Below are 12,336 nucleotides of genomic sequence, written 5' to 3' on the forward strand. Positions count from 1 at the left end.
GGATGCTGGATATCGTCTTGTGGAGTGCCCACACAGATTGTCTGATAAATTGTTAAAGAGCAGTGCCGAGAAACTCATCGGCGCGGGCTGCGTATATTACGCTTTTCGCCCGGAGAGTCAAGCATTTATTTCGCTTCCCTCTCGCTGACCCGGCGGCTTGTCAGTCGTTGTTCCCGGTCAGTGGAGGCGCATTATAGGGAGTTCTCGGCGGGCCGCAACCCCTAATTGCAAAAAACTTTTCAATCGCTCAAATAATCACCCAAAATGCCTTTTTAGGATGTTTATTAGTCAAAAAATACCGCTTTTAGCGCAGTAATAGCGGCAAACCCTGTAAATAGGGACAAACAAAGATGAAGAAAAGGGAGCGGTCACCCGCTCCCTTTCATCTTTATGACACTCGATTGCCGTTATTGGCGTGCAACGATATGGTCGTTTTCCACATCCAGCGTGACCAGCTTGCCGGGGATCAACTTGCCGGACAGGATTTGCTGCGCCAGCGGGTTCTCGATCTCCTGCTGAATAGCGCGTTTCAACGGACGCGCACCATATACAGGGTCGTAACCCGTTTTGCTCAACAGCGCCAGGGCCGGTTCGGTCATGGTCACTTCGTAACCGCGCTCTTCCAAACGCTTGTACAGACGCGACAGCTGAATCTTGGCAATTGCAGCAATGTGTTTCTCGCCCAGCGGATGGAACACCACCACTTCGTCGATACGGTTGATGAACTCCGGACGGAAGTGGTGACTCACCATCTCCATCACCGACTCTTTCATCTGTGCATAGTTCATCTGACCGAAATGCTCCTGGATCAGATCGGAGCCCAGGTTGGACGTCATGATCACCACGGTATTGCGGAAATCGACGGTACGACCTTGACCATCGGTCAGTCGGCCGTCATCCAACACCTGCAACAGAATATTGAATACGTCCGGGTGCGCTTTCTCGACTTCATCCAGCAGAATCACCGAATAAGGCCGGCGGCGCACGGCCTCAGTGAGGTAACCGCCCTCTTCATAGCCGACATAACCCGGAGGCGCGCCGACCAGACGAGAAACGGAGTGTTTCTCCATAAACTCGGACATATCGATACGCACCATGGCGTCGTCGCTGTCGAACAGGAACGAAGCCAGCGCTTTGCAGAGCTCGGTTTTCCCCACCCCGGTCGGGCCCAGGAACAGGAACGAACCGATCGGCCGGTTAGGATCGGACAATCCGGCGCGGCTGCGGCGGATAGCATTCGAGACCGCGCTGACCGCTTCGTCCTGGCCGATAACCCGCGAATGCAGCTCTTGCTCCAGGCGCAGCAGTTTGTCACGCTCCCCTTCCAGCATTCTGGCAACCGGGATACCGGTCGCACGCGCCAGCACTTCAGCAATCTCCGCATCGGTCACCCGGTTGCGCAGCAGCTTCATGCTCTTGCCTTCGGCCTGCGTGGCGGCGGCGAGCTGTTTCTCCAGCTCAGGAATTTTGCCGTACTGCAGTTCCGACATCCGCCCCAGATCGCCGACGCGGCGCGCCTGCTCCAGGGTGATTTTGGCCTGTTCGAGTTCGGCCTTGATGTTCTGGGTGCCGGAGAGCGAGGCTTTTTCCGCTTTCCACTCTTCTTCCAGCTCCGAATATTCGCGCTCTTTCTGTCCCAGCTCGTCGCTGAGCATGTCCAGGCGTTTCTTGCTGGCGTCGTCAGACTCTTTATTTAACGCCTGTTGTTCCAGCTTCAACTGAATGATGCGGCGTTCAAGCCTGTCGAGCGATTCCGGCTTGGAGTCCATCTGCATACGAATGCTGGACGCCGCTTCGTCGATCAGGTCGATAGCCTTGTCCGGCAATTGACGATCGGCGATATAACGGTGTGAAAGCGTTGCCGCCGCCACGATGGCCGGGTCGGTGATCTGCACGTGGTGGTGCAGCTCGTAACGTTCTTTCAAGCCGCGCAGGATAGCGATGGTGTCTTCCACGCTCGGCTCCGCCACATACACTTTCTGGAAACGACGTTCGAGCGCCGCATCCTTCTCTATATACTGACGATACTCGTCGAGCGTAGTCGCGCCGACGCAGTGCAGCTCGCCGCGTGCCAGAGCCGGTTTGAGCATGTTGCCCGCATCCATCGCGCCATCCGCCTTACCGGCGCCAACCATGGTGTGCAGTTCGTCGATAAACAGGATAACGCTGCCTTCCTGCTTGGCCAGATCGTTGAGCACGCCTTTCAGGCGCTCTTCAAACTCGCCGCGGTACTTGGCGCCGGCGATCAAGGCGCCCATATCGAGGGACAATACGCGCTTGTGCTTCAGCCCTTCAGGCACTTCGCCGTTGATGATGCGCTGCGCCAGGCCTTCGACGATGGCGGTTTTACCCACGCCAGGTTCGCCGATCAGCACCGGGTTATTTTTGGTACGGCGCTGCAGTACCTGGATGGTGCGGCGGATCTCTTCGTCACGGCCGATTACCGGGTCAAGTTTGCCCTGCTCGGCGCGTTCGGTCAGATCGATCGTGTATTTCTTCAATGCTTGCCGTTGGTCTTCGGCGCCTTGGTCTTCCACGCTGTCACCGCCTCTCATTTGTTCAATGGCTTTGCTGATTTTGTCGGCCGTTGCGCCTGCCGCTTTCAACAAGTCGGTCAACGAGCCGCGGTCTTCCAGCACCGCAAGCACAAACAGCTCGGAAGAAATGAATTTGTCCGCGCGCTTCTGCGCCAGCTTGTCGCACAGGTTCAAGACGCGCACCAGCTCGTGGGACGGTTGAACATCACCACCGGTGCCTTCTACCTGCGGTAAACGGGACAGCGCCTGTTCGATTTCGGTGCGCACGCGCCCGGCATCGATACCTGCGGAAGTTAATAGTGGACGAACCGTGCCCCCTTCCTGATTGAGCAGGGCGCTCATCAGATGTAGCGGTTCAATAAACTGGTTGTCGTGCCCAAGGGCTAGTGACTGGGCATCGGCGAGGGCAAGCTGGAATTTGTTGGTAAGACGATCCAGACGCATAACACCTCCAAGATGGGTCGAAATTGCTACTGGAGATTAAATGAGGTCATCCCTCAAATTTTCAAGGTTATCTCGACGCTAAATTTTCGGTACAACGCCATGCGTCGTTGGATCGTCCTAATTCAATAGGTTATATCAGCCAGATTAAACTTGCCAGACGTCCGGTTATTCCATCGCGTCGATAGGAGAAAAAATGACTCTTTTCGTTAACCGTGCAGCGGTCACCACCATAGATGGCCTGCACGCCTGCCCGCAACAAACGTTGGCGCGCCAGTAAGTAGATATTAGCCAAAAACTTATCGCCGTGCGGCATAAACGCCGCCGCGGCTTCGGCGTCTTCCGCGATAAAGGCGGCACGCACCTCCGGCCCGACTTCAAACTGCTGCGGGCCAATCGCCGGCCCCAGCCAGGCGCGGATCTGGCCCGGTGCGGCGCTGAACGCCGCCACGGTTTGTTCCAGCACGCCATGGCACAACCCACGCCAGCCGGCGTGGGCGGCGGCCACTTCATCGCCGTTCTGCGAGCAGAACAGCACCGGCAGACAATCCGCCGTCATCACGGCACACACCTGCCCCGGCACGTTGCTGTACACCGCATCCGCCCGCAGATCGGCGGGCGCTTGCCCCGTCAACGTCACCACGCGGGTGCCATGTACTTGCTCGAGCCATACAGGCATCTGCGGCAAGCCGGCGGCGGTAACCAACCGTTCCCGATTGCGCTTCACCGCTTGCTCCTCGTCACCGACGTGGGTGCCGAGGTTCAGCGAGTCATAAGGCGGCAGGCTGGTGCCGCCGCCGCGCGTGGTGCTGCAGGCCTTAACGCCGGAAGGCAACGGCCAGTCGGGCAGAATGAGTGAATTCATTACCAGTCCATCTGATCTTTGAATTCTTCGGTGTCCGCCTTCAGCGCGTTGATCAGATCGACCATGTCCTGCGGCAGCGGCGCATGCCACTCCATCTGGATACCGCTGATCGGATGATACAAACGCAGCATGGTGGCGTGCAGCGCCTGGCGGTCAAAGCCGCGCAGCGTGTTGATGAAGGCTTCCGAAGCGCCTTTCGGCGGACGTGGACGGCCGCCGTACAGCGGATCGCCCACCAGCGGATGGCTGATGTAAGCCATGTGTACGCGGATCTGGTGAGTACGGCCGGTTTCCAGGCGCAGACGCAGACGGGTGTGCGCACGGAAGTGTTCCATAATGCGGTAGTGCGTCACCGCCGGTTTACCCATCGGGTGTACCGCCATGTGGGTGCGCTTGGTGGAGTGACGCGCGATTGGCTCTTCTACCGTGCCGCCGGCGGTCATGGTGCCGATCGCCACCGCTTCGTATTCACGGGTGATTTCACGCGCCTGCAGCGCTTCTACCAGCCGGGTTTGCGCCGGCACGGTTTTCGCCACCACCATCAGGCCGGTGGTGTCTTTATCCAGACGGTGTACGATGCCGGCACGCGGCACGTCGGCGATTTCCGGGTAATGATGCAGCAACGCATTGAGCACCGTGCCGTCCGGGTTACCGGCGCCAGGGTGTACCACCAAATCGCGCGGTTTGTTGATCACCAGGATGTCGCTGTCTTCATAGACGATATCCAGCGCGATATCCTGGGGCTCCCAACGCGCCTCTTCTTCAATCTGTGCATCGATGGCGACGGTCTCTCCGCCCAGCACCTTCTCTTTCGGTTTGTTTGACGTTTTGCCATTGACCTTCACCCGATCGCCCAGGATCCACTCTTTTATGCGAGATCGTGAATAATCAGGGAACAATTCGGCCAAAGCCTGATCTAAACGTTGTCCGAGTTGAGATTCGGCCACCGTTGCGGTGAGTTGTACTTGTTGTGCCATATGCAGCTTCTTCGTTAACGTTGGGTTTTCACGGCGATGCCGTTTAATATAATGTGCTATTGTACCTGGTCTTTGTCGGGAGCTTAACGGACAGTCTCCCGGAATAACACCCTGAGGATAATCAAAACGTCATGACGCGTATGAAATATCTGGTGGCGGCAGCCACGTTGAGCCTGGCGCTGGCAGGTTGCTCCACATCCAAGGATGCGGTTCCCGACAACCCACCTTCGGAAATCTATGCTACCGCGCAGCAAAAACTGCAGGACGGTAACTTCAAGGGCGCGATTACGCAACTCGAAGCGTTAGATAACCGCTATCCTTTCGGGCCGTATTCCCAGCAGGTCCAGCTGGATTTGATTTACGCCTACTATAAGGCTGCCGACTTGCCGATGGCTCAGGCATCCATCGATCGCTTCATGCGTCTGAACCCGACGCACCCGAACATCGATTACGTGATGTACATGCGCGGCCTGACCGACATGGCGCTCGATGACAGCGCACTGCAGGGCTTCTTCGGGGTTGACCGTTCTGACCGCGATCCTCAGCACGCTCGCGCTGCGTTCCGCGACTTCAGCCAGTTGATTCAGCAATACCCGAACAGCCAATACGCGACCGACGCCAACAAGCGTTTGGTGTATCTGAAAGACCGCTTGGCCAAGTATGAGCTTTCGGTGGCGGAATACTACACTAAACGCGGTGCTTACGTCGCGGTCGTTAATCGCGCCGAGCAGATGTTGCGTGAATTCCCGGATACCAAAGCGACGCACGACGTGTTGCCGCTGATGGAAAATGCCTACAAGCAGCTGCAGCTGAACGGCCAGGCTGACAAAGTGGCCAAAGTGATCGCCGCCAACCCGCAATAACCGCGCGTCGGCAACGACAGAAAAACAAAACGGCAGCCTCGGCTGCCGTTTTCATTGGCGTGGACCGGTTTTTTACTGGAGAAATACACAAGTAAAAACACGGTGTTAGCTAGCGCCCCTCACCGGTCAACTCATCGATAATGCGCCATCCGGCGGCAACTCTCAAGCATTAGATAACCAATTCAGATGCTGAATCACAGATTGAACTAACTTTGCAAAAAGTGACAAAAAATCGTGATTTACATCACGCATTTAAACAAAAAGCGGGGTATGCTGGATTCACCAAGACGGAAAGACAGAGAGGTAAGTTATATGACATTGAACATTACCAGCAAACAAATGGATATCACTCCCGCAATCCGCAATCACGTCGAAGACCGTCTCACCAAACTGGAAAAATGGCAGACCCAGCTGATAAACCCACATATCGTCTTATCTAAAGAACCGCAGGGGTTTGTCGCCGACGCTACCATTACCACGCCTAACGGCCCGCTGGTCGCCAGCGCCAAACATGATGACATGTACACCGCCGTTAATGAGCTGATCGCCAAGCTGGAGCGCCAGCTGAACAAGGTGCAGCACAAAGGCGAAGCGCGCCGCTGCAATGCCAGCGTGAAAGACATCGTGCCGGAAGTCACGCAAGAGCAAGAATAACCGTCCGACAGCAATTGCCGCATCAAACGCGCCCGAGGGCGCGTTTTTTGTCGGGTATTTTTGTTGACGGGGTAAAGGCCAGCGGTTACTTTAAAACCTGATCGCATTAACCTTAGGTAGACCATGCCACGCACACCGTTTTTCTTCGCATTCTTTTTTACCTTCCCCTGACTGGGAGGCGTTTCGTCGTGTGAGAAAGAATGCGAAGACGAACAACAAGGCCTCCTGGAAACAGGGGGCTTTTTTTATGGCTATTTTACAACGAATAAGAACTGAAGGCGGAAGCTGATTATGACTGACAACCCGTTATTGGTGCTGCGCGAGCGCATCAGCGCACTGGACTTGAAACTGTTGGCCCTGCTGGCGGAACGCCGTGAGCTGGCGATCGAAGTCGGCAAGACCAAGCTGCACTCTCACCGCCCGATCCGCGATAAAGAACGCGAGCGCGACCTGCTGGACGCGCTGATCGCCGCCGCCAAACCTTACGATCTGGACGGCTTCTACGTCACCCGCCTGTTCCAACTGATCATTGAAGACTCCGTTCTGACCCAACAGGCGCTGCTGCAGCACCAGCTCAACCCCGTCAGCCAGCACTCCGCCCGCATCGCCTTCCTCGGCCCGAAAGGCTCTTATTCACATCTGGCGGCGCGTCAATACGCCGCCCGCCATTTCGATCAGCTGATCGAATGCGGCTGCCAGAAGTTTCAGGATATCTTCACCCAGGTGGAAACCGGCCAGGCGGACTACGCGATACTGCCGATCGAGAACACCAGCTCCGGCTCGATTAACGAGGTGTACGATCTGCTGCAACACACCAGTCTGTCGATCGTCGGCGAGCTGACTAACCCGATCAACCACTGCGTTCTGATTGCCGGCGACAGTGATTTGAGCCAGATTGAAACCGTCTACAGTCACCCGCAGCCGTTCCAGCAGTGCAGCCAGTTCCTGAACCGCTTCCCTCACTGGAAAATCGAATACACCGAAAGCACCGCCGCCGCGATGGAGAAAGTCGCCAAGCTGAATTCACCGAAGGTAGCGGCGCTGGGCAGCGAAGCCGGCGGCGCACTGTACGGGCTGCAGGTGCTGGAACACAACCTTGCCAACCAGCAGCAGAACATCACCCGCTTTATCGTCCTGGCGCGTAAAGCGATTGACGTCTCCGAACAGGTGCCGGCCAAAACCACGCTGATCATGGCGACCGGCCAGCAATCCGGCGCACTGGTCGAAGCGCTGCTGGTTCTGCGCGACAACGGCATCATCATGACCAAGCTGGAGTCACGCCCGATCAACGGCAATCCGTGGGAAGAGATGTTTTATATCGATGTGCAGGCCAATCTGCGTGCCGACGCGATGCAAAAAGCGCTGCGCGATCTGGCACCAATCACCCGCTCGCTGAAGGTACTGGGCTGTTACCCGAGCGACACCGTGGTGCCGGTCAACCCATCCTGAAACCATAAAAAAAGGGTTCGGCCAAGCCGAACCCCTTACCTTTACGTTTACCACCCGCGTTTTACTGCCGGCTGTCGTTAGCCTGCCGCAACAGCGTGCGGCTCTCCACCAGGAAGCGCTGGGCGTAATCGCCGAACCAGTGCTCCACCTTGCGGAAACTGTCGATAAACGCCTGTTTGTCGCCATGCTCCAACAACTTTATCGCCTCGCCGAAGCGCTGGTAGTAACGCTTAATCAGCGCCACATTTTCCTCCGACGACATGATGATGTCGGCGTACAGCTGCGGATCCTGCGCAAACAGGCGGCCAACCATCGCCAGCTCCAGCCGGTAGATCGGCGAGGAGAGCGCCAGCAGTTGCTCCAGTTGCACGTTCTCTTCCGCCAGGTGCAACCCGTAGGCGAAGGTGGCGAAGTGCCGCAGCGCCTGAATAAACGCCATGTTTTGATCGTGTTCGACCGCGCTGATGCGATGCAGCCGCGCCCCCCACACCTGCAGTTGTTCAAGCAACCACTGGTAAGCCTCCGGCCGGCGGCCATCGCAGTAGACCACTACCTGCTTCGCCACGCTGCCCACGTCCGGGCCGAACATCGGGTGCAGCCCCACCACCGGGCCGTTGTGCACCGCCAGCATCGCATGCAGCGGACGGTTCTTCACCGACGCCAAATCCACCAGAATACAGTCGTCGGGCAACGTTGGCAGGCGGCTTATCACCTGCTCTGTCACATGGATCGGCACGCTGACGATCACCATGCCGGCGTCGGCCAACAGCTGTTCCGCCTGTGGCCAATCTTCCTGATCCAATACCCTGACCTGATAACCCGACAGCGTCAGCAGACGGTTGAACAGCCGGCCCATCTGGCCGTTGCCGCCGATGATGACGATCGGCCGCAGCTGCGGGCACAGGGTTTTAAAGCCTTTATCGTTCTCGCTGACGTATGATTCGCGCATCACGCGGCGCAAGACGTCCTCAATCAAATCCGGCGGCACCCCGAGGTTTTCCGCCTCCTGACGGCGCGAGGCCAGCATCGCCGCCTCGCGCTCCGGCACATAAACCGGTAAACCGTGGCGGCTTTTCACCTCCCCCACTTCCGCTACCAGATGCAGGCGTTTTGCCAGCAGATCCAGCAACGCTTTGTCCACCTCGTCGATTTGATCGCGCAGCGCGGTCAGTTCTGCCACCATAACTTACTTTTCTCCCGTGCGTGCCGTCAGCGCAGCGCCGAGTTCCTGATGCATATGACGCAGCAGCGTTTCCGTGCTCTCCCAGTCGATGCAGGCGTCGGTGACGGACACACCGTAACGCATGTCTGCACGCGGCTGTTCGGAAGACTGATTGCCCTCATGCAGATGGCTCTCCAGCATAATGCCGGTGATCGAACGGTTGCCCGCTTTGATCTGCTCCACCACGGACTCGGCCACCGCCGGCTGACGGCGATAGTCTTTATTCGAGTTGCCATGGCTGCAATCTATCATCAAGGACGGATGGAGTCCCGCCTCGAGCATCTGTTTTTCACAGGCCGCAACGTGCTCGGCGCTGTAGTTCGGGGTTTTGCCGCCGCGCAGGATCACGTGCCCGTCCGGGTTGCCCTGCGTCTGCAGCAGGCAAACCTGGCCCGCCTGGTTGATGCCGACGAAGCGGTGCGGCATAGCGGCGGCGCGCATGGCGTTGATGGCGGTGCCTAGACTGCCGTCGGTGCCGTTTTTGAACCCGACCGGCATCGACAGGCCGGAAGCCATTTCGCGGTGGGTCTGCGATTCGGTGGTGCGCGCGCCGATCGCCGACCAGCTGAACAAGTCCCCCAGGTACTGCGGGCTGTTCGGATCCAACGCTTCGGTAGCCAACGGCAAGCCCATGCCCACCAGATCCAGCAACAGGCGACGCGCGATATGCAAGCCTGCTTCAACGTCAAACGAACCGTCCATGTACGGATCGTTGATCAAACCTTTCCAGCCGACAGTGGTTCTGGGTTTTTCAAAATAGACGCGCATAACGATATACAGCTGATCGCTCAAGTCAGCCGCCAGGGTTTTCAAACGACGGGCGTAGTCCAGCGCCGCATCCGGATCGTGGATCGAACAAGGCCCGCACACCACCAACAGGCGATGATCGCGCCCCTGCAAAATGTTGGCGATGGTGTTGCGCGCGGTGGCGATTTCATTTTCGTCGTCGGCGCTAAGCGGGAACTGGTTCTTCAGCTCCTCCGGCGTGATGAGAACCTGTTCTGCACTGATATGTACGTTATTGAGCGCGTCTTTTTGCATGATGCTATTCCTGTCGTTTGGCGTTATGCGTTGAAATGGAACATTGAGCGTTTCAGGGCTCTACCTTATCACGCAATGTAAAGATTTCAATCCAATTTCCGTAAATAAAAAATTACCGTGCTTTTGCTTATAAAAAAACATGTATAAAAATATCAATAAAATACAATTAAATTCATTTAAATCAATAATATAATGAAATTACAGGATCATCAAAACGCGCCTAGGCTCCCTGCGAACCAAAACACCCAATCGTAAACATATTTGTACAATTAGTTTTACAGGGAAGATACACCGCCCGTCTCGGCGCCCACGAACGGACAGTAGCGGATACCGTCAGGCTCAGCACGAAATGCCGCCGAAAGCGATGAATTTAAGTAGAAGAAAAGCGAATAAATGAGGAATAAAAATTAAAAACTTAAGCTAATGGCGGCTATTTTTGTCGCCGAAGTGAACCGATATAATGTGACCGTCATCAACAATAACCACCCTTAACAACTGGATCCAAGATGCTCTCTTCTCGCGCTCGTCGCGCTTTTCCGCTGTATATTTGCTGCTTAACGACTTTCACCAGTGTTTCAGCCCTTGCCGACAATACGCTTTTCACCGCGATGGACGATCCGGCCACCGCCAAGAAACCGTTCGAAGGCAACGTGCAGGCGGGCTACAACGCCCAGTCCGGCAACTCGCAAAGCTCCACCCTGTTGGCCAACACCAATATGACCTGGTTCAATACCGACGCGGCATATAGCCTGTGGGGGGCGGCCAACAACACCACCTCCTCCAACGTGCGCTCGTCCGAAAAGTACCAGGCCGGTGGCCGTACGCGCTATAACCTGACCGATCGCAACTACCTGTTCGGCCAGGCCAGCTGGCTGAGCGACCGTTTCAACGGTTATGACTCGCGCTCCACGCTGACCGGCGGTTACGGCCGCCAACTCCTCAACGGGCCGCTCAGCGATCTGCGGGTGGAATTTGGTCCCGGCGTACGCCATGACGAATACCACGGCGGCGGCCGCTCGACCAAAGGGCTGGCCTACGGTGCGGCCAACTATTCCTATCAGCTGACCGACAACACCAAGTTCATTCAGGGCGTTTCCGCGCTGGCGAACGAGGAAACCACGCTGAACTCGGAAAGCGCGTTGAACGTGGCGATCAACGATCGCTTCTCACTGCGCGTGGCCTACACCGTGACCTACAACAGCAAACCGCCGGCCTCCGCACCGAAAAACACCGATACCACCACCTCGGTCACGCTGGTCTACGGCCTGTAACCTCCCCCCGCCCAGAATCTCTCGAAGCCCATCATCGATGGGCTTTTTTTATACCCGCCGCTCTCTCTTGCACAATCTGCTAAAAATATTCATCTCGCCCATTGACGACTTTAGCAAATAGCTTAATACTGTATGCATATACAGTAATTATTATACAGCCTCGTGGCATGATGGATTTCGATAGCGAGTGGCCAACAACGCATCGATAACCCCCAGCTCCGAGAGACTGTAAACAAAGTGAGCATAAGCTATGGAGAAAATCACCTCATTCATCACCTACGCCATGGCGCTGTTTCTCGCCTGGCTCGGCAGGCTCTCTCCGCAGGACATTGCCTTTTTAGTCGGTGCGGCGGTAGGAATCGGCACGTTTCTGGTGAACTGGTACTACCGACGTAAAAACCTGCAGATCTTGAAGGCTATTGAGCGCAATGCGGCATCACGGAGGAAAATTTACGATGAGTGCAATCGTTAAGCGCTGCAGCGTCGCCGCCGTTTTGGCCATCGCCGTGCTGTTACCGTCATTTGGCGAGCTGCAAACCTCAGAAGCCGGCCTCAGGCTGATCGCCGATCTCGAAGGTTGCCGCCTGTCGCCTTACCAGTGCAGCGCCGGAGTGTGGACACAGGGCATTGGACACACCGCCGGCGTCATCCCGGGCCAGGCTATCGATGAGCGGCAAGCCGCTGTGGATTTGGTAGACGATGTTCGCCGCACCGAGCGTGGCATGGCCGGCTGCCTGCCGCAAACGCTCCCACAAGAAACCTATGACGCGGTGATCGCCTTTGCCTTCAACGTGGGCATCAGCGCCGCCTGCCACTCCACGCTGGTCACGCTGCTGCAGCAGCGCCAGTGGCAACAGGCTTGCGATCAGTTGCCACGTTGGGTTTACGTAAACGGAAAGAAAAACAAGGGGCTGGAACAGCGACGCGCCACGGAACGCGCACTGTGCTTGCAAGGCATTGCCTCATCATGACGGGCTCGCTCGCCTAAGTGGTGATGCCACAACAATTTCACTTAA

The 12,336-nt window shown here is 56.7% G+C and carries 12 protein-coding genes and 1 other annotated feature; of the genes, 7 read left to right on the forward strand and 5 right to left on the reverse strand.

From position 1 onward, the window contains the following. Positions 1 to 407: 407 nt before the first annotated feature. The 3 genes from clpB to rluD all read right to left on the reverse strand — a co-directional run bounded on the left by clpB (position 408) and on the right by rluD (position 4,820). Positions 408 to 2,981 carry an ATP-dependent chaperone ClpB gene (gene clpB / locus WCL58_RS15400; RefSeq protein ID WP_025301647.1) on the reverse strand — a complete coding sequence of 858 codons (2,574 nt, stop codon included), beginning with the start codon at positions 2,979 to 2,981 and terminating at the stop codon, positions 408 to 410. Between the two features lie 130 nt (positions 2,982 to 3,111). Then, positions 3,112 to 3,843: a purine nucleoside phosphorylase YfiH gene (gene yfiH / locus WCL58_RS15405; protein ID WP_197802423.1), complete on the reverse strand. Its 732-nt coding sequence runs from the start codon at positions 3,841 to 3,843 to the stop codon at positions 3,112 to 3,114. Next, entirely contained in the window at positions 3,843 to 4,820 is a 978-nt protein-coding gene (gene rluD / locus WCL58_RS15410; RefSeq protein WP_004932452.1) for a 23S rRNA pseudouridine(1911/1915/1917) synthase RluD, read from the reverse strand. Before rluD ends, yfiH begins: the two co-directional genes overlap by 1 nt. Positions 4,821 to 4,951: 131 nt before the next feature. On the opposite strand from rluD, the gene bamD reads away from it, so the two are divergent. From bamD to pheA, 4 genes are all read left to right on the forward strand, one after another. Beyond that, positions 4,952 to 5,683, forward strand: coding sequence for an outer membrane protein assembly factor BamD (gene bamD, locus WCL58_RS15415; RefSeq protein ID WP_004932456.1), 732 nt, complete (start codon positions 4,952 to 4,954; stop codon positions 5,681 to 5,683). Positions 5,684 to 5,995: 312 nt separating this feature from the next. Next, entirely contained in the window at positions 5,996 to 6,337 is a 342-nt protein-coding gene (gene raiA, locus WCL58_RS15420; RefSeq protein WP_004932457.1) for a ribosome-associated translation inhibitor RaiA, read from the forward strand. A 122-nt stretch (positions 6,338 to 6,459) separates the two neighbouring features. Beyond that, positions 6,460 to 6,586 (forward strand) — a sequence feature (Phe leader region). Beyond that, positions 6,461 to 6,508 carry a hypothetical protein gene (locus tag WCL58_RS15425; RefSeq protein ID WP_101428074.1) on the forward strand — a complete coding sequence of 16 codons (48 nt, stop codon included), beginning with the start codon at positions 6,461 to 6,463 and terminating at the stop codon, positions 6,506 to 6,508. (Overlaps the previous feature by 48 nt.) 42 nt (positions 6,587 to 6,628) lie before the next feature. Continuing rightward, positions 6,629 to 7,786: a bifunctional chorismate mutase/prephenate dehydratase gene (pheA, locus tag WCL58_RS15430; RefSeq protein WP_060425327.1), complete on the forward strand. Its 1,158-nt coding sequence runs from the start codon at positions 6,629 to 6,631 to the stop codon at positions 7,784 to 7,786. A gap of 61 nt (positions 7,787 to 7,847) precedes the next feature. On the opposite strand, the gene tyrA is transcribed toward pheA, so the two are convergent. Then, on the reverse strand, positions 7,848 to 8,969 hold the full coding sequence (gene tyrA, locus WCL58_RS15435; RefSeq protein WP_049273621.1) for a bifunctional chorismate mutase/prephenate dehydrogenase: 1,122 nt from the start codon (positions 8,967 to 8,969) through the stop codon (positions 7,848 to 7,850). A 3-nt stretch (positions 8,970 to 8,972) separates the two neighbouring features. Continuing rightward, on the reverse strand, positions 8,973 to 10,049 hold the full coding sequence (locus WCL58_RS15440) for a 3-deoxy-7-phosphoheptulonate synthase (RefSeq protein ID WP_038871801.1): 1,077 nt from the start codon (positions 10,047 to 10,049) through the stop codon (positions 8,973 to 8,975). 506 nt (positions 10,050 to 10,555) lie between these two features. On the opposite strand from WCL58_RS15440, the gene WCL58_RS15445 reads away from it, so the two are divergent. The 3 genes from WCL58_RS15445 to WCL58_RS15455 all read left to right on the forward strand — a co-directional run bounded on the left by WCL58_RS15445 (position 10,556) and on the right by WCL58_RS15455 (position 12,291). Continuing rightward, complete coding sequence (locus WCL58_RS15445) at positions 10,556 to 11,320, forward strand: DUF481 domain-containing protein (protein ID WP_047728881.1); 765 nt, start codon at positions 10,556 to 10,558, stop codon at positions 11,318 to 11,320. A gap of 250 nt (positions 11,321 to 11,570) precedes the next feature. Further along, positions 11,571 to 11,792, forward strand: coding sequence for an HP1 family phage holin (locus WCL58_RS15450; RefSeq protein ID WP_336851347.1), 222 nt, complete (start codon positions 11,571 to 11,573; stop codon positions 11,790 to 11,792). Then, positions 11,776 to 12,291 carry a lysozyme gene (locus tag WCL58_RS15455; RefSeq protein ID WP_180548132.1) on the forward strand — a complete coding sequence of 172 codons (516 nt, stop codon included), beginning with the start codon at positions 11,776 to 11,778 and terminating at the stop codon, positions 12,289 to 12,291. The genes WCL58_RS15450 and WCL58_RS15455 overlap by 17 nt, the downstream gene beginning before the upstream one ends. Positions 12,292 to 12,336: the final 45 nt, after the last annotated feature.

The organism is Serratia sp. TMDUHS_CL (assembly GCF_037137105.1).
Classification (GTDB): domain Bacteria; phylum Pseudomonadota; class Gammaproteobacteria; order Enterobacterales; family Enterobacteriaceae; genus Serratia; species Serratia nevei.

Bases quoted from the DNA above. Each gene is read 5' to 3' on its own strand.
- bamD (WP_004932456.1), top strand. From the start codon at position 4,952: ATGACGCGTATGAAATATCTGGTGGCGGCAGCCACGTTGAGCCTGGCG.
- WCL58_RS15450 (WP_336851347.1), top strand. From the start codon at position 11,571: ATGGAGAAAATCACCTCATTCATCACCTACGCCATGGCGCTGTTTCTC.
- raiA (WP_004932457.1), top strand. From the start codon at position 5,996: ATGACATTGAACATTACCAGCAAACAAATGGATATCACTCCCGCAATC.
- pheA (WP_060425327.1), top strand. From the start codon at position 6,629: ATGACTGACAACCCGTTATTGGTGCTGCGCGAGCGCATCAGCGCACTG.
- WCL58_RS15440 (WP_038871801.1), bottom strand. From the start codon at position 10,049: ATGCAAAAAGACGCGCTCAATAACGTACATATCAGTGCAGAACAGGTT.
- tyrA (WP_049273621.1), bottom strand. From the start codon at position 8,969: ATGGTGGCAGAACTGACCGCGCTGCGCGATCAAATCGACGAGGTGGAC.
- WCL58_RS15445 (WP_047728881.1), top strand. From the start codon at position 10,556: ATGCTCTCTTCTCGCGCTCGTCGCGCTTTTCCGCTGTATATTTGCTGC.
- rluD (WP_004932452.1), bottom strand. From the start codon at position 4,820: ATGGCACAACAAGTACAACTCACCGCAACGGTGGCCGAATCTCAACTC.
- WCL58_RS15455 (WP_180548132.1), top strand. From the start codon at position 11,776: ATGAGTGCAATCGTTAAGCGCTGCAGCGTCGCCGCCGTTTTGGCCATC.
- yfiH (WP_197802423.1), bottom strand. From the start codon at position 3,843: ATGAATTCACTCATTCTGCCCGACTGGCCGTTGCCTTCCGGCGTTAAG.
- clpB (WP_025301647.1), bottom strand. From the start codon at position 2,981: ATGCGTCTGGATCGTCTTACCAACAAATTCCAGCTTGCCCTCGCCGAT.